The organism is Paenibacillus antri (genome assembly GCF_005765165.1).
GTDB lineage: Bacteria > Bacillota > Bacilli > Paenibacillales > YIM-B00363 > Paenibacillus_AE > Paenibacillus_AE antri.
Map to the genome: position 1 here is coordinate 154,828 of NZ_VCIW01000001.1, position 23,098 is coordinate 177,925.

A 23,098-nucleotide genomic window follows, 5' to 3' on the forward strand; every position below is an offset into this window, starting at 1 on the left:
TTGCGGTTCTCCCGTACCGTGGCCTTCCGTCCTTTACTTAATGAAACTCGTTATACCAGGCGGTCGCTTCCTCGATCGCCTTGTCGCCGCCCCGCTTCTTCCAATCCTCCACGAATGTATCGAACGAATCCAGCGGCGCCTTACCGGTCATAACGTTGGCGAATACTTCCACGAACATACTGCCCCAGGTCGATATTTCCGGATTCATCTTGAAGGTTTCCAGCGCGGGCATATATAAGCTGTCGTGTTCGAGCGCGATTTCGGCCGACAGCTTGTAGCCCGAAATAATTTTTTCGGACTCGGGCAGCATCTTCAACACAAGCTCGTTGTTAAAACCGATTTCTCTCGGATTGACGGATAATTGATACATCTGGAACGCGTTCTTATCCGAATTGATCGGGGCCGAAGAATCGTATCGGATTTCGCCGTTCTCGACCGTATAGTTTTCCCCTTCGATTCCATATGCGAAAAAGTTATCCGCCTCTTCGTTCCCCCATGCCCAGTTTAAATACGAAATGATTTTCTCCGGATTCTTTACCGTTTCCGGTATGACCCAGACGAAATAGATGCCGTCGCCGACGACGCCCATGCTGCGATCTCCGTACGGCCCCACCGGCGGAGCTACCATTTCGTATTCGACTTGGTCGGGTTGATTCACGAAACGCTTCGGCGCATTAGCTTCACTGAAATCAGGAAGATATTGGTATACGGCTGCGGCGAGACTGCCCGACTTCCCGTTATAGATATCTGCTCTGAAGTCGGATTCTTTCTTTGTAAATAAATCGCGATTCACATATCCGTTCTCATAAAGCTTCCTAAAGAAGGCGAAGGCTTCTTTCATCTTCGGGCTGATCATATCCGGAACCAGCTTCCCGTCCTCCATGTGCCACACGCCGGGATCGACGCCGAAGGAGCCGAAGAACATAGAACTCCAACCGATCCCTTCGAACATCGTGACGCCGTATTCGTCGTCCGGATCGCCGTTCCCGTTCATATCTTCCTTCTTTACTGCTTCGAAATAGGCTAGCCAATCCTCCATCGTTTCGGGAGTACCCATGCCTAACGTGTCAAGCCAGTCCTTTCGAATGAGTCCGATGCGGTCGTTCGCCGTTCCGACCAATACCGGGATTCCATAGATTTTCCCGTCCTTCGACACTCTGGGGCTATTCCAGGCGGTAGCGGGAATTTTGGACATGAGATTGCTGCCGTATTGCTCCAGTAACGGACCCAATTCTTTAAAGATCCCTTGCTCCACGGCACCCTCGTGCACGGTGGAATTAATGCCCGACGTGCGTACCAGGTCCGCCAACTCTCCGGATGCGAACCGTAACGATAGCTGCTGATCATAATCCGCGTGTCCTAAGAACTCGAATGATAAGTTGAAGCCGGACAATTCATTGAGTTTTTTAATGTACTTATCGCCGGGTTCGACGGTCTTCGCATACTCGGCTTCCGCGTGAGAGAGCAGCACGCTGATGGACGTATCCCCCGATGCGCCGTCTTGCTTTCCGGAGTTTGCTTCCCGGTTTTCTTTCGGGCCGGAACCGGCCCCCTGCGAGCACCCAGCGAAGACGACTGTTGCCAGAATTGCAAAAACGAGTGTTTTCCGCATTCTTGAAACCCCTTCCCCTTATCAAATAGTTTCTATTAATAAAGCGGCCATTTTTGGTTGGAATAGCCGCCGGTAATAGACTCGAATTAATGTTGACCATCTATCAAATCTGAAAGACTATGTAAAACCATTCTCTCGGCATCATGGCGGAACGGCGCGGGCAACCCGAAATATAGGGTTGAACCGATCGGCTCGTAACCGCCTTCTTCGCGTTGCTTCGCCGTCGTCACATACCCTGACATTCCATTGGAATACGCGACCGGAATAATCTTGTTACCTGAGAGTTGTTTAATGAATAACCCATATTCTACGACCATCTCTCCGCTCATAGATAACAAGGCCAACCCGTCAGCGATATCGACTCTGCCGAGTTCAAGAGGGATGGATGGGGAGAGCGCATCGGGTTCGTCCAATAATCGTTCGGCCCACGCTCGAATTTCGGGTGGTTGCGCGGAAGTTAGCATGTCGCGAAGCTGCTCCGGCGCCGGTAATCGGTCGAAGGGGAGGTCCACGTAAACCCTTCGATACCGAATCGCTGCAGGTCCGACAGACTCCAAACCGGATCGCAGCGTAAGTCGGACCGAATCGGCCAATCGTCGCCCTAAGGAATCGACGGTGTCCAGATCGCTTCGGACGGCGGGATTGATATCGCCGCAACAGCCCTGTAAATAACCGCTGACCCCACCCTCCTGCTCCTCCAGTAGATCCATAGCGACCCCGATAAATTCGGAGGAGACCCGATTGGCATTCGTTACGGTCGGATGACAGGCGTAATGCGTCAACAGCGCTTTCGTTCGATTCGTCCCTTCCACGGCAAACCGCACGACCGTAAGCTCCTGATCTCGAATTCCGGATTCGTTCAATCCGATCTCGATCGCATCGCCAATCTTTACTCGCCGGTTCACCCCGATATCGCAGCTGCCGACGCCGCGCTCGATCGTGACCGGTTCTGCGCAAGCGATGGCCGCCTCAACGCTGGCGAGCGTTTCGGTTTCAAGGAAAGATACATATTCCGGTACCGGGTCGCCGATATGAATCGTCCGATACGATACGGAAGGCCCGGAGTGCGTATGCGTCGCATGAAGGATAATCGCCTCCTCCGGGATCCCCCAAGTCCGATGAATCATTCTTTGAAGCGCTTTCACTCTGCGGCTGTCCCAAAACAAAATGTCCGCAATCGCAAGAAGGGCTTTCTCAACCGCATTCGTTTCCGTCCTACGTTCAAAGTAAAATGTCCTTACGTAAAGACGCTTGTCGATCCCATCGAAACCTTTCCCGTTCCGGCTCGCAAATCCTGCGAGGGGGACCGATCCCCAAGGGGTGATATCCCGTTTCGCGACTCCGAGTCTCATACGTCATCCCCTTCTTAACCCTCTATTACCAAGCCCAAGGATAAACTGAAATGTACTATGAACATCATGTTAAATGATTTACTATATCTTTATAGGTCATTTTTTTTGCCCATTAAGTCAATTCGTAGCACAACAACGGTAGGAGGGCATCCACATGGTCTCGTTTCCGGAATACGAGGAAATCTTAGTCGCCTCCAATGTACAGGACAAGCGATTCTCCTGCGTTGTCACAACGCATACCATTAAGAAACATTACCCCCTCCATTATCATGACATGCTGGAACTAGCCCTAGTTGTGAGGGGGACAGGAGTCGAATACATTAATGGCGAACCGCATCGCCTGCAACCCGGCTCGGTTACGTTTTTGCGACCTAACCAGATGCACGAGATTTTCTGCGATTCCGACAATCTAGAGGTTGAAATCTACTGCTGCATGTTCGACATCAGCGTCCTCTTCGGCGCGGATATCGACAATGATTTCGGAAGAGCGACTTTCTACCACAACATCGATCAGCCATCATACGTCGACTTGAATGACATGCAGCTCGATAACATGACTCGAATCTTTAAGCAGATGTTAGCCGAATATCGGGGCAATGCCTTCGCCAAGAACAATTTCGTTCGCTGCAAGCTGATCGAGGCGCTAATCTTGTACATGAGAATGTACCGTCAAAGCGAACACGAGACGCTTTCGGACAACCGTATCCGTTCCAACAAAATGATCTGGGAAGTCATTCAGTTTCTGAACACGCGTTATATGGACGATATTTCCCTTGAGGATTTGGCACGAAAATACGGATCGAGCGTTTCGACGATCAGCACTCTAATTAAAGAGGCGTTGGGGACTACGTTACTTCAGTACCTCCACACGCTAAGGATCCGCCGCGCGGAGGGACTGCTGTCGAATACGACGATGTCGATCATGGATGTCGCGATCGAGACCGGCTTTCAGTCGTTTCGAACTTTCTCCAGAGTATTTAAAAGGATTCATGGCGTTTCCCCGCGCGAGTTCCGAAACAGGCTTCCTAACCGCACCGGTTTACCGATTCGGGCCGACTCCTGAGCGGCCGCCGCCGCCTCATAAACTCGACTGTCGTCCGACCGGAAGTCATACCCGTCGGTTCGGGTCGAAGCGATCGCCGCATCCACGAAGGTGGCATGAAGGTCATCCCCCCAATGCGACCACGCTCGGGTCGAATGAATGCCCCCGGACGATTCGTTCCTTTGCCGGAAGGCGTCCAACGTCAGATTTCCTTCGGTGCCGACGAGTTCCAGTCTGAACTCCCGGCCGACCGGGGAGATAAGAGGCGACGAACGGGTTAGATCGATCGTCGCCGTTGCGCCGTTGGCGAAAGCAGCGTGCAAGAATACCGCATCAGGGCCGCTTCCCGCTTCCGCTGCACAATCGCAGCCAGCTTCAGCGTAGACCTCTACGATCGGACTCTCAATCATCCATACCAATGCGTCCGCCATGTGAACGACGTCTTGGAATGCGCCCCCATAGCCATGAACCCTTTCGCTCCTCCAGGCCGCTTCCCCGCCCCGATGAAATGCTTTCACGGCCATGATTTCGCCGATGTCTCCGCGCGCGATCGCTTTCTTCGTTTCTATCACAGACGACAACGTCCTAAAGGGGAACGCCTCAACCGCGTTCGACCTCCCTGAAAGCCATCCGATTGCCGCTCCATCCGTCCCCTCACCCGGTATTTGAAAGTAGAACTCGGGACAAATGAGGATTAGATCCTGTTCCGACTCCCATATACGCCTTGGGTCCAGGCCGTAACGAACCTTTCCAGTATCGAGCGAACGAACGCCTGTCGCTTCCGGGGGAAACGCGCTTACGCTCACGGAAGACACATCCGCTCTGCGAAGCAGAGCGAAGAGGTACCCCTCCGCATCGGAAAAAGCGGCAGTTATGATTCCTACGTTAAACCCGTTCATTGAAATTCCTCCACCGGGATAGGTACGCCCGACTTGACCGACATTGCCGCCGCTTTCGCCAGCGCGACTGCATTGCATGCTTCGCCGACCGTAATTCGCGGAGTTGCTCCGCTTCGGATACAGTCCATAAAGTGCATGAATTGCCTCAAGTACGGGGATCGCGTCAGCGGTTGATCGGGGATCAATGTCCCTTTCCGCCCGGAATTGTCCGCATCCGCCGTTTTCCTTATGATCATTGGTTTCGAAATCTGATTGTCGACATGGATGACGCCTTGCCGTCCCGCGACCTCCATCTGTGTCGTGAATGGCCCGGGGTATCCCCACATCGCTTCCACGTTGGCAAGTATGCCGTTCGAAAAGCGAAGCGTAGCATTGGCGTATGCCTTCCCTTCGGACTTCCGTTCGACTGCGTACACAGATTCCACAGGGTCGTCGGCAATCCACCGAACGAAGTCGAGATCGTGAATCATGAGATCGAAGATCACCCCTCCGCTCTTCTCCTCATCGAGGAACCAACTATTCCATAGCGGATAAGCGCTAGCCCTCTTCGCATGAATGACGCGCAATGGGCCGATATCTCCTTGTCGAACGCCTACGAAGACATTGTGATATTCGGGGAAGAAACGCACGACATGTGCGACGAAGAGGTGCACCCCCATACTCCGGCACGCTTGTTCCATAGCCGCTCCATCGATCGGGTCGAGGGCCAGCGGCTTTTCGCAAATGACGTGCTTCTTTCGTTCTAGTGCCTGTATGACATACAGTTTGTGCAAGTGGGTAGGCAGGGTGATACAGACTGCGTCAAGATGTGGGTGTTGCAGGAACCTTAAGTAGTCCTCGTAGGGATGAGCCCCGTACTTAAGGGCAAAGGCTTTCGCTTGCTCCATTCGATAATGGCACACAGCTTGAATTTGCACACCTTCTATTGATGCGAAGTTATCGGCATAAATTTTGCCCATCGTACCGCATCCAACGATACCGATATTCATCCATGCCCCTCCAATGCTTGCTAGATGGCCTAATTATAGGCGACGACCGAAAGCCGGTTCGGACATTTCTCAACGAATTTCGGACATTTCCCGCGAATTCCGATATTTCCGAAGGAAGGTACCAAGCGAACCCAAGGCGGACATACCTAAGTGACTGAACGACGCAGTCGAAAAATCCATGGTTCCTTGTGCTGCCTGCTTGCTTACATTCCTCTTATTCCAGCGAAAATGAGTGCAAGGAAGCAACGGACGAGGAACGAAACTTGCAACAAATAAATGCACCATAATAGACATGACCGTTGAGCATCTGCTGCTAGCCTGATCAGACTGGCTTTTAAGTTCTCCTGCCCTTTTAATAAGCAACATCAATTTTTTAGGCCAATACTTTATTGTCCCAATGCAGATTGCCGAGAAGAAGGTACCTACCTACTATTGAACTTTTCATTTACGTTTAATAAGTAAGAAACCCAACCAACTTTTTGACGTTGGTCGGGTTTCTATGCGCTGCATAATTATAAAACCGGGTTTTATATCTCAAATTTTTAAACAAAATTTACAACTTATTGTGAACCATTTACAACTTTTGGTGAAACATCGCAAATCGTGTGTTGTTTCACCAAAAATTATAAATCGGAGCACGAAAAACCGCGTGGCTCCGCTGTTGGTGTTTCATAATTAACTGTAAAGAGCATGAAAAATCATCAAAGCAAACCGATTGTTTCATGAATAAATGATGGCTCCAACCCCCATTTATTCATCGAATGCATAAAAATTCACCATGACACTAAAGCATAATGTGAACCCAATAGCATTTGTTGACGTTATAAAAAATCGCCAAGCTTGGCGCGTTACTTGTATAGGATTGACCGTATCTACTATCACGTCGAGGCCCAATCGGAGATTTTGCGATGCAATTGCATAACAAACTATGTAGCCCCGCAGGTCCATCGACCCACGTTCCAGCAGCCCGCATAGCCTGCTTAACGACATCGACCCGAAGATACGTTGCCTGTAACTCTCTAACCAAAGCTGATTAGACTAAACCCCATACTTCTCTTGCAGACGAAAAAACCGACGGCCGTACGCATCCACGAGCTGGAATGTATTGTGCGTCTTGCGATGAGCTGCGTCGTACCCATGCGTCATGAGGATACGACCTCAGCCGGAAAACGTTTTCATCAATTTCACTGACTTCCCGAAGCCCGTAAATCGATGAGAGCACAGTGAATTTTTAAGAAAACTAAGGTAAGCCCATTGGCTAAAGGATAACAAAACAGCAGGTGCCTAGGACTGAAAGATGCGTCCTAGACTGCTGCTGCGCTGTAAATAACGCAAGTTCGAACCTGCCCCTGAACGTCTAACGTGCCCCATTGAACCGCTAAAAGCGTTTGTTTCCGTAATGCTTCAACACATGATACAGGGTCACCCATAAACTCAAGACCATCAAATATATCACGAAAGAATAATAGAGGTTATAACCATGTCTGTAATGGAAGATCCCGACGATCACGGACAATCGCTCGATCCCGGCGCTCACGAACGCCCAAACCAAAATATACAACAGCGAATGACGCGGCTTGATGCGAATGAAATCATATAGATAAAAGAAAATATAACTGTACGGGGCATACATGACATCTGAAAAGAAATCCATCACCTCGAAGCGGGACGAATCATTAATGACATAATAACTTACCGGAAGCACGCTTAAGGTATGGTCGAAGAAGAACCCGATAAACGCGCCGCAAATGAGGTACAAGCCGGTGGTCTTTTTATCAAAGCGACGCGGCAGCCATAACACCGCTAGAATTCCAACGAGGAGGGAAACAACGATAAACCACTCGTTCAGATTGAAATCATGGTCGTAACGAACTTCACTCAAGATTGACTCAGAACCTCCTTGCCAAAGCCGATATACCAACGGGCAATCCGCCAGATCAAGATGACGAATACCCCGTACATCAAAATCGAAATGACTGCGTTCCATCTCTCGTACTCCATGAGTTCAAGCCGCAAATAGACCCAGTCTGCCCCGCTCAAAATGAATACGATGGTTGCCGATAACGCTATGCGCCACTGCGTTTTCAATCGCGAAAGGAGGACGCATACAGCCAAGAGAACAAGAGGGGGGATGAAAAAAAATCGACAAATGTACATAGCGAGGGCACCTTCCACACTTCGTGTGAGCGGAACCCAGTGCAAATTGGCGTCCAGCGTGGTGAATACGGCAATCGTCATAATCACGATCACGAAATACAGAAATACCAAGTCCAGCAGCGACAATCCCTTAGGAACCATACCGAATACAAGGAGTACAAACCATGCCATTAACGCAAGAACCGCGAGGGACACCATAATCATCCTTCGAATGTGTTCTGGAAGATAAAAGTTTTGTTATTCCCTTATGGCCTTGAAATCATCCGATGATCCATTCAATTGAGTTTTCTCAAGTAGTGAAATCGACAAAACAAACGGCAACCGATTATCCAGTCGGTTGCCGTTGCTTATTTCTTAACCAACCGCCGTCGTTGGGCGGATGCATATTGTCTTCCCACAGCCGAATACGCGTCTCCACATATGTTATTTTCACAGGATTGCCGTTTCGAGTAAATAGGTAACGCAGAAGGCGAACAGCTTCATCTCTTTCCGTACTTCCTCCGTCAGCGCAACCGGGTCCGACCGGACGCGGGAGTTCGACGGCTTGCTCTCATAATAAAGCGTCTTCAATAAAGAAAAAATCGGGTGCTGGAGCCTCCGTCGACCGTGATAATCTGCCCTGTGACGTAGTCCGCAGCCGGGGACGCCAGGAACGCGACGACGTTCGCGACATCCTCCGGTTCACCGATGCGGCCGAGCGGGATCAAGCCGCCGATATGTTCTTTGTCGTACAAGGGATCGTCCGCTAGCTTCTCCACCTCCGTCGCCCCCGGAGCGACCGCATTGACTTGGATGTTATATTTCGCCAAGTCCAGAGCCAGCTGCCGGGTCATCGCGTTGATCCCCCCTTTGGTGGCAGCGTACACGGCGTAACGAGGCATCGTGAGCGACCCGTGCACCGAGCTGATATTAATAATCTTCCCTTTTCCCGTCTTGACCATCTCCCTTGCGCACGCTTGCGCGCAGAAAAAGGCGCCTTTCAAATTCGTATCGACGACCCGATCCCAGAACGATTCCGTCACTTCAAAGAAATCCTCCGTCGGATCGACGGCTGCATTGTTCACCAGCATATCGATTCGGCCGAATGCGCCGACGGCTTGCCGTACCAAACGGTCGACTCCTTCGAGCGAAGAAATATCCGCCTTCACGGCGATGGCGGAGCCGTTCCTGTTCGATATTTCGTCTACGATCTCCAAAGCTCCCTGCTCGCTGTGAGCGTAATTCACCACAACGCATACTCCCGAATTCGCCAGCTCGATCGCGATTTTCTTGCCGATTCCGCGGCCGGCGCCGGTTACGACCGCTACTTTTCCCGTAAGCGCAGACATCTTGCACCTCCTTAATGTATTTGAAGGAACTCCTCGCCCTCAGCGGATCGAGCCGTGCCATGCCCGCCATTTGTGATTCGCTTCATGATAGGTACCGGTTTGGAATTGATAGGAGGACATCGCCGGCGTCACGAACAGATCCGATCCCTTGTAGCGAAGCCCGATGCCGTTGACGAATCCGTACCTCCTAGAGCCGGAGCCTTCCGTTGTCACACACGAGAAATCGGCATCCGTTTCGATGCTTCCGTAAGAAAGGCGGCTTTGATCCCATGAATATTTAGGGTAATGCGGAACATCGAGAAATCCCTTATTCAAATCCAATTTATACGTCAATTCATTCGTTTTGTCTGGTCCGGAGTAGGCGACTGCGAGTTGATCGTTGGCTGGAGAAAGCGCTGTTACCGTCGTTCTGCCGATGAATTCCTGAGCGTTCTGGCGTACCGGAATCGGGGTCAGCGTCGTCACGAAACAATTCATGCCGCCTGCCGCTATGTACCGGCTGTCCGCTTCGAAGATCATATCGCTTTCGGCGTAGCAGCGCCTGATCCGCTCATGCCCGGTGGGACGACTGCTGCCGGGAAATTCGATCAGCAAGGCGAGCTCCCGCCGGTTCGCGAACGGCTTCGGATCGCCGGCAGCGCTGTGAATGTGCCGAACCTGCCCGACATAGAAATCTTTGTTCGCCTCCATCACCGTACCGGGATGCCATAGATTTACCGTGCTAAGCGATTGATCGGCCTGCGACATCGTCCAATCCACGACGATATATGCCCCGTCTTCCTTCAAATACGTGATGCAGCGGTCCCATATCACCTGGCGGTACGGATCGTTTAATCGGGTTCTGCTATACTCGATTCCGTCGAAGGAGTGGAAATGCAGCAGCTCCGTGGATACACGTCTATAGGTCCCGTCGTCATGTATAAAATCATACATGCTCCCTTCCGGGTCGGGACGTCCGCTGCGGAATACGAGACGGTTGTGATAAATGTCCGCCCGGTATTTGCCGTTAGGAGCCTGGTCGCGGTATCCGCCGTCGTGCAGCAAAATGTTTTGCTCCTTGACCAGCATCAGAATCGAATTTTCATCGGCATGGCCGTGATGCGCTTTCTCCGCAGGGGCGTTAATCGTACGGCGCAAATATTCGCGCGGCGTAAACGCGTAATCGCCTTCGTCCCGGTAATTATAGAGCATATAGGAAGAGTCATCTTGAGCGCCGTCGCGGAAGACGATCTTCTTGCCGATCACGTCTTCAAGAAGCAGCTCGCTTTTCCAGTCCGGCTTCACCGGGTCCAGCGTATCGTCCCCCCACAGATAGGCATAGGTGAAATAAGCAGCCACAAATAGCGACGGCGGTCCATCCAGCTGACCCATTCCGTACTCGCGGATCTGTTTCGCCGCGTACTTCATGTGCCCGCAGCGGTAGCGCGCCGCTCCCTTTTCCAAATAGACGGACCAGAGCAGCCAATGACTGTTGAACATCGCATCCCCGTAATCCGGAATGAGCCCGTACGGCGTAATCGCGCGCGTCATGAAATCGAAATAATATTTCGTCTGCGGCTTGGCGAAATAGTCCGCTTCCTTTCCCGTTTGCTCGGCGTACACGATGCACGAAATCAGCCATAGCGGCAGGTACAGCTCCGAATCCTCGATCGACCAACGGCCGTACGATTCCTCGGCAAGCAAGTCGCGAAGCTGGGCCCACTGCCTCGTTTCCTCCGTATCCCCAAGTGCGGTTATGGCCAAAGACAGCGCGAATACCCGCAGCATCGAACGGTTGTGAGCCCCCCATTCGGGATAATGCAGCATGCCGTGAATGGCGCTGCGGATCGAATCCTCGATCCGGCTCGTTTCCGCTTCGCTTAACAGCTCCGACCCTTTCATGAATAAGTACCCTTGAATATAGTGCGTCCCTTGGAACATCGTCTCGAAGGACGGAATCCCCTTGGCGTATTCGGGATGCCGCTGCGCAAGGTCTGCAGGCACAATCGCCTTGAACTCCTCGATCGCGAGCAGCATCCGCTTCGCCTGCTCTCCATATTCGCGTTCGCCGGTTACCCGGTACAGAAAGCCTTCGGTGTGAGCTCGTTGCGGGATAATCCCCGGAGGAGAGTACATGCCCAGAAAACGATTCGGATCGAAGGACGATTTCCAACTTTCGATTTGCTTCTCGTACTGCCGACGCGCTTCCAGGACAGCCTCTTGAATGTATTTCAGGTACGATTGCCGATTCATCTACCGGTTGTCCTCCGTCTCAGGGAATCGGATACGGAGCGTCCGGTCCGTCGGAGTCACCCAGTTGACGGTCAAGTTCAGCGCATCGCGGTTGATCTTATCGTTGCGCATCGAGACATCACGATGTTCGAGAGCCCCCGCCGAAATCCGGATGGCGTCCTCTCCGACCGCGAATACAGCGTCGCCTTCCGTCAGCTGTACAACGCTAGGGGCGGCTTCCTTCAAGCCTTGACCGGATAGTTCGCCTTTGGGGTCAAACATACAGACCGCTTGCAAATAGATGTTCGGGATGGATTCGGACCGAACGCGAACGTCTACGCCGCGTTCCAGCAGCGTAATTTCTACCGCTACCGTTAAAAACTGAACATGCGTTTTCTCGCGCAAATGATTGGGCATCTTGACGTACATGCCGTTCGTCCCTTCCGTCAAGTGCTTCGGAAGCGGGTTCCAGTAACAGCCTTCCAGCTCCACATCCATCCGGTACGTATGCTCGCCGACCTTCTTGATCGAGGGGAACGCCGCGGCGCCGACGCCGAACCACCCTGCACCGAGCTTCAAGCCGTACATCGCCGCTTTGCCGTATCGGATATGCAGCAGCTCCGGCTGCCCTGCCATGGCCGTTACGCTGATCTTTCCCTTCCGGTGACGAAGTACGGAGGCCCCGTGCGGATGCTGCACAAGCTTGCCGAGATACGGAACGTTCTTCGGTACCGGAACCTCGTTCTCTTCGCCGAATAACATCGTGTAGTCGTCCGAAAGCGGCCCGATCAAGTCCAACGCGTTCATCTCTTCCGGATACAGCATCCAAAAAATCAATGCATGCGAACCGCGAGGCGCGGTCTTTGCGGCGACGCCGGCCATCGCCCCGAATACGGGATTCCGGTCCTGCTTCGCCATCAGATGATAAATCACGTAATACCAGTCGTCCATCATCATCGTCTGCCCAAAATCCTGGCGTCCGGAATACTCGGTGACGATGGAATCATCCGGATGCAGCATGTACTGCATCATATTCAAATTCGAACGAATCGCTTCGAACGCCGGCTCGTATCCGAAAATCAGCCCGACGTCGTACAAGTGGATCGCGCACGCGCCGTTGTAAATCGCGTTGCTGCGCTCCGTCCATTCGCCGTAATCCGTAATATCGAGGCCCTCGTCCAGAAATTGAAACGCGCGGTCGCGGAACGCTTCGTCGCCGAAAATCTCATACAACTTCGCAAGCGCCCCCGCCATCACCCAGCGATGGTTCGGCGTATGAATACCTCCGTTCAGCAGGCAGGGCTTCGCCCGTTCGAGAAAAAGAAGCAGCGACGCGCGAGCCTCCGCCAGCTCGTCCAGCCCGGATCGCTCAGCGATCTGATAGAGCAACGCCGCAAGATGCGAGGTAAAGGCCGTATCCGGCGGCGAATCGATATTGCAGTTCACCAACGAGATGCAGCCGCTCGCCAGCTGAGATTTCAAAAATTGCGCCATCGCTTCTTCGATGTCAATCAATAGCGATGCATCTCGGTAATAGCCGGACTCCGGGTTCGCAAACAAGGGCAGCATGAGGGAAGCGGAGACGAGTCCGAGCGGCTCGGGAGCTGCTCCCGAAGCGATTGCCTCCTGGCGCCTACTTCGAAACTGGCGTAAACGTTCATCTTGTAGCTTCACAATCTCGCGAACCGTCTCCGCGGTGGAACTATTCAAAAGGCTCAACTCCTGTTTCGGTTTATTGGACATCCCCAGTATAAAATCGGCTGAAAGCGTTTCACATCATGTGATCTTGTTCTTTTATTAGGTTTATTGCGCTTTGCGCTCGCGATGATTGACAGGCCGGCGGGCACGGGATAAGTTGAAAAAGCGATGAGCAGATGGGAGGAGTTTTGGAATGGATCAGGAAACAATGAACATGTTTCGGACCTTGACGGAGCTTCCGGGAGCGCCGGGCTTCGAGCACGAAGTGCGCAGGTTCGTACGCGGGGAATTGGCGAAACACACCGATGAGTTTGTGGAGGATCGGTTAGGCAGTATATTCGGAGTGCTGCACGGGGATCCGGCCGGTCCCCGTATCATGGCGGCCGGCCATATGGACGAAGTCGGTTTCATGGTAACGGCCGTTCTCGACAACGGGATGATCCGCTTTCAACCGTTAGGCGGCTGGTGGAATCAGGTGTTGCTCGCGCAGCGATTGCAGATCGTCACCCCTCGCGGACCCGTACTGGGGGTCGTCGCGTCCACGCCGCGTCACCTGCTTGACGAGGCGCAGCGAAGCAAACCGGTCGAGATCGCCGCGATGCATTTGGATATCGGCGCGGACAACCGCGATCATGCAATGAGCATGGGCGTGCGGCCGGGACTGTCCATCGTGCCCGTGAGCGCGTTTACGCCGCTAAGCAACGAAAAGAAAATATTGTCCAAAGCGTGGGACAACCGGTTCGGCGTCGGCCTCGCCATCGAGCTGGCGCGAGAACTGAAGTCCGCGCCGCTGCCGAACACGTTATATGCCGGAGCGACCGTTCAGGAAGAAGTCGGTATGCGCGGAGCCCAGACCGCGGCCGCGCTGATCGATCCGGATCTGTGTTATACGCTGGAAGCGGGACCCGCGGGAGATACCGGCGGAGACCCGCATGCTCTCGGCCGCATCGGGAAAGGCGCCGTCGTTCGGATCTTGGACAGCGCCATCGTCCCGAACCGCACGTTGACCGAATTCATTCTCGATCTTGCCGAAACCCATAAGATCCCGTACCAATATTTCATCTCGCCGGGGGCGACCGACGGAGGCAAAATTCAACTGCACGGCCGGGGCGTGCCGACCGCGGTGCTTGGAATCTGCGCCCGCTACATCCATACGCCGGCTTCCATGATTCATACGGACGATTATGATGCGGCCAAAGAACTATTGATCAAGCTGATTCAAGCTTCGGACAAGACGATGTACGAAACCGTCATTTCCTTCGCATGAGGCATCAAAAAAAGCAGCCTGCGCCTTCCGGGTTACCGGTCGGTGCAGGCTTTTTCATGCTTCATTACTTATTGATAATTACCTGTTGTTGAGTTCGGCAAGCTTCTCCGTAATTTCCTGGTCGAACTCTTTACCGCCGAGTTTATACCAACCGTCCAGCACATTCGCCCATTCCTTCTCGAAATCAGGGGCGATTACCGCCTTGGAGAGCGCCTCATATGCGTATTTGGTAAGATTGACGGATTTCTCTTGAGCAACCGGACGAGGGCTGTCGATCCCCTTACCCGAACCGCCGAATTTTTCGAATTGCTCATAGTGAGGCGACATCAATTCGGCATATTCCGGATCGGGGTTCAATTTCAGCATCTGTTCTTTCGACGGCGAGCTCATGTAGCCCTGCGTCAGCAAGTTCAAGTCGCCGAGATACCAGTCGATTTCCTTCTTGTTCTTCTCGATATCGATCGGAACGCGAAGCCCGTCTTCGACATTGTAATGCTGACCCTCGAATCCGCTCTGGACGACGGTAATATTTTTGGCCAAGAAGTTCAAATATTTAACCGCCGCTTCCGGATTTTTGGTGCTCTTCGGGATCAGATTCAACAACCCATTGGCGGGGACCTTGTCCATGTACTGGCTGCCGTCTTTCTGTTTGAACGGCATGACCGTTACCCACTTGGCTTCGGGAACCGACTTCCTCGTATTCGTCGTCATGACATACGGATCTTCGTTGGAATCTACGAAGCCGGCTTGGCCCGATGTAAGATGCTGGGTAAACATCTGCCCGTTAACGTCCGTTACGAACTCTTTGGAAATGAGCCCTTCTTTGTACAGCTTATTCAAAAAGGCGAAGAACTCTTTCCCTTCCGGCGTGTCGATGGCCGAATGGAACTGACCGTCCACCAGGTTGCCTTTAGGCATATAGAGATCCACCAACCCCGGACCGTCGCTGTTCACGCCGGCGCCCCACATCGGACCGAATAAGAATCCTTTCATCGATTGGTTAATGGCCGGCAAAGCCCACGGTACGACGTTCTCCTTGCCGATGCCGCCGGGATCCTGTTCCTTAAACGCTTTCAGTACGGTGTAGAGCTCGTCAAGGGTAGTCGGAGCTTGCATGCCCAGCTTATCGAGCCAATCTTGACGGATCTTCATCGAAGGGCCGCTGTTCCGATTCATCCGGAGGGCCGGAATTCCGTAGCGCACACCTTTATAAGTGCCCGCAGCTTCAAGTGACGGTTGGATCAGGTTCTTGATATCTGGACCATATTGATCAAGCAGATCGTCGAGTTCCCAAAGTCCGCCCTGCTCGGCATACTGGAACATCAAATCTTGATTGTACGTAATGACAATGTCAGGAGCTTCACCGGAAGCCATCCACACGTTCAGCTTGTCGGTTTCCTGCGAACGGGGCAGCGTGACGTATTCCACTTCCAGATTTGCTTCTTCCAATGCTTTTTCTTGCAGCCATTTTACGACGATGCTGTCTGTGATCTTCGTTCCGTCCGGAGAATTGGAGCGATCCCAGAGTGAAACGCGTACCTTCTGAGGTTTCTCCGAAGCATTCGCCGCAGGTTGCTCTGATGTAGTAGTCCCAGGTTTCGTACTCTCGGAATTTCCAGTGCCGGCTTCGTTGCCCTGAGAGCAGCCTGCAAAAACAGTCGTGACCATGGCGAGCGCCATGCCAAGCATAAGACCTTTTTTCACGTCTTTTCCTCCCTTTTTTCATCTACAGGTATATGATTAAAGGAAGCTCTTCCGTCAGCTGATGCGGAAGGTACTCCCTGTCAGCCTTTGATGGAGCCCAGCATGGCACCCTTGACAAAGTACTTCTGCAGGAACGGATAAACGATCAGGATCGGCAATGTAGCAAATACGACAGTGGCGGCCTTAAGCGATTCCGCGATTATTTGCAGATCATTTTGCTGCTGCAGCGTCTCGAGCGAAGTATCCATCTGTGCCAGAAGCAGGATATTTCTCAACTTGACCTGCAGCGGGTAATAGTCGGGATCGTTGATAAACAGCACTGCATTAAAATAAGAATTCCAGTGGCCCACGGCATAAAACAACCCGATCGTCGCGAGCGAAGCGCCCGACAACGGCAATAGGATACGGATCAGGTAGCGGATGTTGCCGCAGCCGTCGACCACGGCGGCCTCGCGCAATTCGTCCGGTATATTTTGGAGAAATGTCTTCATAATAATGACGTTGAATGAGCTGATGAGTCCGGGAATGATGAGCGACCAAATCGAATCCAGCAAGCCGAGAGCCTTCACCAATAAGAAGAACGGAATTAAGCCCCCGCCGAACAACATCGTGATAATCATATAGTTCATGAAAAACGTACGGCCCTTCAAATCGCGCCTGGATAACGGATAAGCGGTAATGACCGTAAACAGCAAATTCAGCAACGTACCGACGACCGTAATAAATACGGTTACTAGTAATGACCGAATTACCTGCTCGTCGCCGAGCACGGTCTTCATCGCATCCCATTGCCAGTCCACCGGGAAGATGGTGACCGCTCCGGTCTGGATCGCATGATTACTGCTGAAAGCGTTCGCAAGGGAGTTTAGAAAAGGAAACACACAGGCAAACGTAATCAGCGCGAGCATGCCGTAGTTGATCACATTGAAGATGATGTCGCCCGTCGTATATTTCCGGAAAAAACTTCGCGACCTTGTTTGAACATTTGTTTGCGTCATAGCCGGCCTCCTTCCAAAGCTCGCATTACCATATTCCCTCGTTCCCCAGCCTCTTGGCCGTATAGTTCGCACCAAGGACGAGAATGAGATTGATGACGGATTGAACCATGCCGACGGCGGTCGTCAGACCGAATTCGCCTTGTTTAATCCCGACGGAATAAATATAAGTACTGATGACCTCCGAAACATCGGTGACGACGGGATTGGTGAGCGCGAGCGGCTGCTCGATCCCGATTGAAACCATATGCCCAATGTTCAAGATTAGCAATACAACGATGGTCGACATAATGCCGGGAAGGGTAATATTCCAAATTTTACGGAAGCGGCCTGCCCCGTCGATCACCGCCGCTTCATACAGATGCGGGTCGATGGCCGTCATGGCCGCCAAATAAATGATCGTACCCCATCCCGCTGCCGCCCAGACGCCCGAAAACGTATAAGCGACGATCCACCACACTTTATCGACCATAAAATAAATTTCTGGCAAGCCGATCTGCCGCATGATTTCGTTCACAACCCCGTTTTCGGGAGACAACAGATTGTACACGATGCCGCCAAGCACGATCCACGACATAAAGTGAGGCAAATACAGGAGCGATTGAGATATTTTCTTGAAGTATTTGGCCCTGACTTCATTCAGCATCAATGCAAGGATGATCGGGGCCGGAAAGCCGATAACCAAACTGAGAACGTTCAGCGTCAGTGTATTCCGAATCATCTGCCAGAAAGCAGGGATATCCAACATTTCCTTGAAATGATCCAATCCAACCCAATCGCTCGCGAAAATACCTTTAAATATATTGTAATCTTTGAATGCGATGATCAAGCCGCCCATCGGGATGTAGGAGAAGATCAGAAAAAACAAAAAACCGGGAACGAGCAGCAAATACAGATCATAATTTTTCTTTATTTCTTTCCGAAAAGGTCCCAGCTTCACATGGACTTCGGCTTTGTCCATACTTCGGATCCCTCCTTACGAATTGATAAATGAAACGAGTAAAGGAAACGCTTACAACCGATGTAGAACCCCGCCGCCATTGCTATGGATTCAGTATATGAATAAATGTAAGCGTTTCAAATGTGATAATCTTTACATTTTATTAGTTATTCGAATCAGACTCGTGACAACTAGACTTGTCCGTCCTCCGCATGTCTCAAGCTTTCGACCAGCATCAGCAGCGTCATGGATTGTCCGTACGGCATCGGACAGATCGGGATTTCCTTGTAGAAATCCAAGGTGCGCCCCATTCTCGTCCCGTAGGAAACCCCTTGAACCGTACCTCGTTCGTCGATTTTGCCGATTACCGCATGCAACGCTTTCATCCCGATTTCCCGGTACGACTCGCTCAAATAACCTTTGCGGATCGCCTTCAGGATTCCGTATGCAAATCCGGCGGTCGCCGACGTTTCCTCGTAAGAGGACGGATCATCCAGAAGCGTGTGCCACATCCCGCTGGAGGCCTGGTATTCCGCGAGCGTCTGCACCTGACGTTCCAAAGAGGATAGGAGGAACAACTCGACGCCGAGCGGCAGGCGGACCATATCGAGAAAATCGACCAGACCGGCAGTATACCACGCGTTCCCTCGTCCCCACAGCACTTCCGCAAAATTATGGTTGCCCTCGAACGTCCAGCCGTGGAAGAACAAGCCCGTCCGGGTATCCGTCAAATATTTGAGGTGCACGAGGAATTGACGAATGCTCTCCTGTACGTAATGCTCTTTGTTCAGAAGGATTCCCATTCGCCCCATGAAGAGTACCGTCATGTACAGGGTGTCGTCCCAAAGCTCGCCTTGATTCGGATTATCGATCGCATTATGCGTAATGCCGAACTCTTTCGTCCGCGGCATCTCATTCACCGCATAGCTTGCCCACTCCTCGCAAATCCGTAAATATTCGGGATTTCCGGTGAGATCGTAGAGATAGCTCAGCGTTAACAGCGGGCACATCGTGTTGACGTTTTTCGCGGGAAGACCTTCCCGAATGCGGTTGTCGAACCAATCCGTCAGGTAGGTCAGGATCGATTCATTCCCCGTCTCCAAATAGTACCGATACAACGAGAACAGGCCGACGCCTTGCGACCAATCCCACTTATCCATCGATATGATGCTTACGGGCGTGTCCTCTTGGATCGTAATTTCAAGGTTTTGCATGCCTGAGATGACGTTCTGGATCAATCCTTCGATTTCGTTCCGATCTAGCTGTTGTTTTGGCATCCTTATTCTCCTCCCTTGTTCACTTACCACTTTAAAATAGGGCGAGGGAGGTTTACATACGGGATTCTTACGTTTTTATTAGTTTTCTTTCACTCCGTTTTTGTACTCCTTGGGCGATCGCCCTTCGATTCGCTTAAATACTTGATAGAAATAAGCGTACTCTTTATATCCGACCATCTCGCCGACTTCGTTGACCTTATATCTTGGATCCCGCAGCAGCCGTTTCGCGGCTTCGATTCTTGCCTTCGATACCAGATCGACGAAATTGATGCCGGTTTCCGTCCGCAGCAGCCGACTGAGATAGCTGTGGCTGATCCCGAAATGTTCGGCGACGGAGGTCAAGTTGATCGGCTCCGAGAAATGAGTGTTGATGTAGTCGATAACCTTCCTGACCATTAGACTGTACTCTTTCTCTCCTCCTTCCACCTTGCGCTTGACGACTCCGATCCATTCGGCCAAATAGTCCGATGCTTCTTTAAGACTATTTAGTCGGAACACATCGTCCAGCACCTGGTCGATGCTCTTGCCGAGTCCGAATTCGTCTCCGGTCAAACGGAAATAGTATCGGGCGGTTGCGATGCAAAGTTCCGACAACAGTCCCTTTACCACCAAAATATTGCCCTCGCTGTACACGCGAATCTGTTCTAAAAACCGTTCCAAATAGCCGACGACTTCCTCGCCGGTAGACTGCTCGAGCATCCGATTAAACTGTTCGAGATCTTGCATAATGGAAAATTTCCCGGCTTCTCGGAATTCCGAACTTGCATCCTGAAGCAAAATATGGTCTGCCTCCAGGAAAAATCCGGAATTGATCAGTCCCTTGACCTCCCCGTAGGCTTGGTTCAGCTCCATCAGCGACTTACGGAGGATGCCCACGGCGATATGGCAGCGTACGCCGTTCCATCGCCGTATCCGCTCGAGCCAATCCGACGCAAGCGATTGCAGCTTCATACGCGCTTCGCGCGTCGTCGGAATACGGGGAAACAGGCAGACGAACAATAATTCGTCATTTCGATAAGCGGGGATGATTTGGAGTTCGTCTTTTTCGGTCGCGGATAACACGGTTTCGACGATCCGCTCGCGATAGGCGGTGAACGCCGGGTCCCGTTCTTGAGATCCCAAGGGCAACGGATTTACCGCAATCAACGAAAACCGGCTGTAATGAATCCCAAGCTCCTTCTGCACGGACTGGATGCCGTCTTCCTCCATCGCTTTCCCGCCGATCAGATCGGTCATCCATTTGCTGCGCAATGCCGGCAAGCTGCTGTTGTGGCGTTGCTCCAGAACGTTGTATTCGCGGCTGAGCCGCTCGACGGCCAGCTTCTCGGATCGCATTGCGTCGATTTCGCGGGCGGCTGCTTCTACAACCTTATAAAGCTCATCATTTCGAAGCGGTTTTACGATAAAATCGAAAGCGCCCAGACGAATCGCCCGTTGCGCGTATTCAAATTCCTGATAGCCGGTGATGAGAATCGTTTTCGAAAGCGGCAAGTTCGTGTGCATGACTTCCGTCAAATACAAGCCGTCATGACCGGGCATCCGAATATCCGTAATGAGGATGTCGGGTCGCATGTCCAGAATCAGCCGCTCTCCTTCGAAGCCGTCTTCCGCATGGCCGACCACTTCGCAGCCCAGACGTTCCCAGTCCATCGTCTGGACGATGGATCTGACGATAATCGGCTTATCGTCAATGACGATCACTTTCTTTTTCATCTCGCTCTTCTCCCCGCATGATAGGCAATCGGATCAGAATCGTCGTATATTCGCCGGGAACGCTTCGGATCGATAATCCGTATTCGCCTCCGTATAGGATGCCAATGCGTTTGTGAACACTGATGATACCGACCCTCGTATGCTTATCCTTCACGGGCAGGCCGGGATCATTCCCCGGGTTCATCACTTTGTCGATCGTCGCTTCGTCCATGCCGATCCCGTTATCGGTCACTTCCAGAATCAATGTCTCCCCTTCGGATCGACAGGCGATTCGGATCGTCCCTTTCCCGGGTTTTTCTTCGATTCCATGCTTTATCGCATTCTCTACAAGCGGCTGCAAAATGAATTTAGGCACGACGCAGTCCATCCATCGTTCATCGAGCTCATAACAAACCGCGATTTTATCCTCGTAGATGATTTGATGAATCGTTAAATAGTCGCGGATAAAATCAAGCTCTTCTCTGAGCGGGATAGTATCGCCCTTCTTCCCGATGCTTTCGCGCAGCAAGGAGCCGAGCAAATAAATCAATTCCCCGATCTGCTCCTCGCCCTTCAGCTTGGCCAAGGCGTAAATCGATTCCAACGTATTGTATAAAAAATGCGGATTGATTTGAGCCTGTAACGCTTTATACTCGAACTGCAGCGTCCGATACTCCGCCTTCTGCTTCAGCAGCTTTTCTTTATATACCGTATTGACGAGTTCACTGATTTTATCCGCCATCAGATTGAACTTCTCCGCCAACAACCCGACTTCATCCCGATTCCTCGGCACGATAATCCGATGGGAGAAATCCATCGTGAAAATCGTCATGCTGTGCAGAAGCAGCCTAACGTTGCTCGTTATGCTTTTGGACAAGAAGGCCGCAAGCAGGAAGGCGGCGATCAGCGCGATGATCGTAATGTGGATCGTCCAATACTTGATGACGGACGTCCCCCGGGTCAGCTCGTCTACCGAAATGATTTGAACGATGCTCCATTTATCGCTGGATGTCGAAAGAACCGTATATAAATAGTTCGTATTATTCCACTGGAAAGAATGGGTAGAGCTGTCGCGATGTAAGTAAAAATGATTGTCCATAAAAAACGCGGCTAATTCCGGAACGATGCCGCCGCTGTTCATGATCTGATGATCCTCGTTCAAAATCAAAATATTCGAGCTGGTCAACCGATTGATTTCCGTATAGATGTTTTCGATTTGATTGCTCTCGATCCCTAGCACGACGGTCCCGACATAAGCGCCTGTCGTCAATCCGTATAGCGACTTGAACATCAATAGGGTTCCTTCCGAACCCGGGACCCATATCGCTTTGCCTCTCATCTGCTTCACTCGCTCAATGTCGACCCTGTCGAGGCCGATCCCGGCCAAATCGGAATCCAATGTTTTGCCGATATGGCGGGGAGCGCCGTTCGGTTCGATATAAGCAGCTCGAACGATATAGGGTTGCGAATAGAGCAGGTTGGACAAATAATCGGCGATGTCTTTGCTTCGAAGAACACTGCCGGTATGATCGTCGCTTTCTTGGATTGGAACTTGATCCAAGTTCGAGAGCCTGAACACCTCGAAGGCCAGCTCTTCGATATCCGAAGTCCGTTTCTCGAGGTTGATGCCGATTTGATCGATGAGGAAACGGGAGTAGCTCGCCGTATTGTTTTTAATCGTATTGACCGACACATTGTAGAGGACTGTCGCAATCGTTAACACGAGAATCAAGATGATCAACACGAAGGAAAGCAGAAATTTTGTGCGGAGCTTCATGTCGTGTATTTTTTCCACTATAGTATTCAACGTTGTCACCCCGCCCAATCATGAAAAATAGCGCTATCTTTCATCTTAACACAGGGGCTTCCGACGCCGCTATCGTTCCCGCCATCCATACAGATGGGAGAGATAGGGGACTTCCCCCTGATCTTTCC

The 23,098-nt window shown here is 51.8% G+C and carries 16 protein-coding genes; 2 read left to right on the forward strand and 14 right to left on the reverse strand.

Annotation, left to right across the window (positions count from 1 at the left end):
- Positions 1-37: 37 nt before the first annotated feature.
- Both FE782_RS00570 and FE782_RS00575 read right to left on the reverse strand, forming a co-directional pair.
- Positions 38-1,612, reverse strand: a complete 1,575-nt coding sequence (locus FE782_RS00570; protein ID WP_138191444.1) for an extracellular solute-binding protein — start codon at positions 1,610-1,612, stop codon at positions 38-40.
- Positions 1,613-1,698: 86 nt separating this feature from the next.
- Positions 1,699-2,964, reverse strand: a complete 1,266-nt coding sequence (locus FE782_RS00575) for a neutral/alkaline non-lysosomal ceramidase N-terminal domain-containing protein (RefSeq protein ID WP_138191446.1) — start codon at positions 2,962-2,964, stop codon at positions 1,699-1,701.
- A 154-nt stretch (positions 2,965-3,118) separates the two neighbouring features.
- On the opposite strand from FE782_RS00575, the gene FE782_RS00580 reads away from it, so the two are divergent.
- Positions 3,119-4,027 (forward strand): AraC family transcriptional regulator, encoded by a 909-nt coding sequence (locus tag FE782_RS00580; protein ID WP_138191448.1) that lies wholly within the window; start codon positions 3,119-3,121, stop codon positions 4,025-4,027.
- Here FE782_RS00580 and FE782_RS32160 read toward each other — a convergent pair.
- From FE782_RS32160 to FE782_RS00620, 6 genes are all read right to left on the reverse strand, one after another.
- Positions 3,952-4,578 carry a Gfo/Idh/MocA family protein gene (locus tag FE782_RS32160; RefSeq protein WP_158299188.1) on the reverse strand — a complete coding sequence of 209 codons (627 nt, stop codon included), beginning with the start codon at positions 4,576-4,578 and terminating at the stop codon, positions 3,952-3,954. The two genes, FE782_RS00580 and FE782_RS32160, sit on opposite strands and share 76 nt — an antisense overlap.
- A 323-nt stretch (positions 4,579-4,901) precedes the next feature.
- Positions 4,902-5,894, reverse strand: coding sequence for a Gfo/Idh/MocA family protein (locus tag FE782_RS00590; protein WP_138191452.1), 993 nt, complete (start codon positions 5,892-5,894; stop codon positions 4,902-4,904).
- A 1,378-nt stretch (positions 5,895-7,272) separates the two neighbouring features.
- The gene (locus tag FE782_RS00600; RefSeq protein ID WP_238392281.1) at positions 7,273-7,881 is read right to left on the reverse strand and encodes a hypothetical protein; all 609 of its coding nucleotides are present in this window, start codon (positions 7,879-7,881) and stop codon (positions 7,273-7,275) included.
- A gap of 736 nt (positions 7,882-8,617) precedes the next feature.
- Positions 8,618-9,379 (reverse strand): SDR family NAD(P)-dependent oxidoreductase, encoded by a 762-nt coding sequence (locus tag FE782_RS00610; RefSeq protein ID WP_138191458.1) that lies wholly within the window; start codon positions 9,377-9,379, stop codon positions 8,618-8,620.
- A gap of 39 nt (positions 9,380-9,418) precedes the next feature.
- A complete protein-coding gene (locus FE782_RS00615) occupies positions 9,419-11,611 on the reverse strand; it encodes a hypothetical protein (RefSeq protein WP_138191460.1) in 2,193 nt (730 codons plus the stop codon).
- Positions 11,612-13,105 (reverse strand): AGE family epimerase/isomerase, encoded by a 1,494-nt coding sequence (locus FE782_RS00620; RefSeq protein ID WP_138191462.1) that lies wholly within the window; start codon positions 13,103-13,105, stop codon positions 11,612-11,614.
- A 376-nt stretch (positions 13,106-13,481) separates the two neighbouring features.
- On the opposite strand from FE782_RS00620, the gene FE782_RS00625 reads away from it, so the two are divergent.
- Complete coding sequence (locus FE782_RS00625) at positions 13,482-14,555, forward strand: M42 family metallopeptidase (protein WP_138191464.1); 1,074 nt, start codon at positions 13,482-13,484, stop codon at positions 14,553-14,555.
- 78 nt (positions 14,556-14,633) lie between these two features.
- On the opposite strand, the gene FE782_RS00630 is transcribed toward FE782_RS00625, so the two are convergent.
- The 6 genes from FE782_RS00630 to FE782_RS00655 form a co-directional block, all read right to left on the reverse strand.
- On the reverse strand, positions 14,634-16,259 hold the full coding sequence (locus FE782_RS00630; protein ID WP_138191466.1) for an extracellular solute-binding protein: 1,626 nt from the start codon (positions 16,257-16,259) through the stop codon (positions 14,634-14,636).
- Between the two features lie 80 nt (positions 16,260-16,339).
- On the reverse strand, positions 16,340-17,257 hold the full coding sequence (locus tag FE782_RS00635; RefSeq protein ID WP_138191468.1) for a carbohydrate ABC transporter permease: 918 nt from the start codon (positions 17,255-17,257) through the stop codon (positions 16,340-16,342).
- A 25-nt stretch (positions 17,258-17,282) separates the two neighbouring features.
- Positions 17,283-18,215, reverse strand: coding sequence for an ABC transporter permease (locus tag FE782_RS00640; protein WP_138191470.1), 933 nt, complete (start codon positions 18,213-18,215; stop codon positions 17,283-17,285).
- A 170-nt stretch (positions 18,216-18,385) separates the two neighbouring features.
- The gene (bglB, locus tag FE782_RS00645; RefSeq protein ID WP_138191472.1) at positions 18,386-19,471 is read right to left on the reverse strand and encodes a beta-galactosidase BglB; all 1,086 of its coding nucleotides are present in this window, start codon (positions 19,469-19,471) and stop codon (positions 18,386-18,388) included.
- A gap of 78 nt (positions 19,472-19,549) precedes the next feature.
- Complete coding sequence (locus FE782_RS00650; RefSeq protein WP_138191474.1) at positions 19,550-21,184, reverse strand: response regulator; 1,635 nt, start codon at positions 21,182-21,184, stop codon at positions 19,550-19,552.
- Positions 21,159-22,940, reverse strand: coding sequence for a sensor histidine kinase (locus tag FE782_RS00655; protein WP_138191476.1), 1,782 nt, complete (start codon positions 22,938-22,940; stop codon positions 21,159-21,161). The genes FE782_RS00650 and FE782_RS00655 overlap by 26 nt, the downstream gene beginning before the upstream one ends.
- Positions 22,941-23,098: the final 158 nt, after the last annotated feature.

What these genes read in the sequence shown, in the direction of transcription:
- FE782_RS00570 (WP_138191444.1), bottom strand. Translation starts at nt 1,612, where the DNA reads ATGCGGAAAACACTCGTTTTTGCAATTCTGGCAACAGTCGTCTTCGCT.
- FE782_RS00575 (WP_138191446.1), bottom strand. Translation starts at nt 2,964, where the DNA reads ATGAGACTCGGAGTCGCGAAACGGGATATCACCCCTTGGGGATCGGTC.
- FE782_RS00580 (WP_138191448.1), top strand. Translation starts at nt 3,119, where the DNA reads ATGGTCTCGTTTCCGGAATACGAGGAAATCTTAGTCGCCTCCAATGTA.
- FE782_RS00590 (WP_138191452.1), bottom strand. Translation starts at nt 5,894, where the DNA reads ATGAATATCGGTATCGTTGGATGCGGTACGATGGGCAAAATTTATGCC.
- FE782_RS00600 (WP_238392281.1), bottom strand. Translation starts at nt 7,881, where the DNA reads ATGGAACGCAGTCATTTCGATTTTGATGTACGGGGTATTCGTCATCTT.
- FE782_RS00610 (WP_138191458.1), bottom strand. Translation starts at nt 9,379, where the DNA reads ATGTCTGCGCTTACGGGAAAAGTAGCGGTCGTAACCGGCGCCGGCCGC.
- FE782_RS00615 (WP_138191460.1), bottom strand. Translation starts at nt 11,611, where the DNA reads ATGAATCGGCAATCGTACCTGAAATACATTCAAGAGGCTGTCCTGGAA.
- FE782_RS00625 (WP_138191464.1), top strand. Translation starts at nt 13,482, where the DNA reads ATGGATCAGGAAACAATGAACATGTTTCGGACCTTGACGGAGCTTCCG.
- FE782_RS00635 (WP_138191468.1), bottom strand. Translation starts at nt 17,257, where the DNA reads ATGACGCAAACAAATGTTCAAACAAGGTCGCGAAGTTTTTTCCGGAAA.
- FE782_RS00640 (WP_138191470.1), bottom strand. Translation starts at nt 18,215, where the DNA reads ATGGACAAAGCCGAAGTCCATGTGAAGCTGGGACCTTTTCGGAAAGAA.
- bglB (WP_138191472.1), bottom strand. Translation starts at nt 19,471, where the DNA reads ATGCCAAAACAACAGCTAGATCGGAACGAAATCGAAGGATTGATCCAG.
- FE782_RS00650 (WP_138191474.1), bottom strand. Translation starts at nt 21,184, where the DNA reads ATGAAAAAGAAAGTGATCGTCATTGACGATAAGCCGATTATCGTCAGA.
- FE782_RS00655 (WP_138191476.1), bottom strand. Translation starts at nt 22,940, where the DNA reads ATGAAGCTCCGCACAAAATTTCTGCTTTCCTTCGTGTTGATCATCTTG.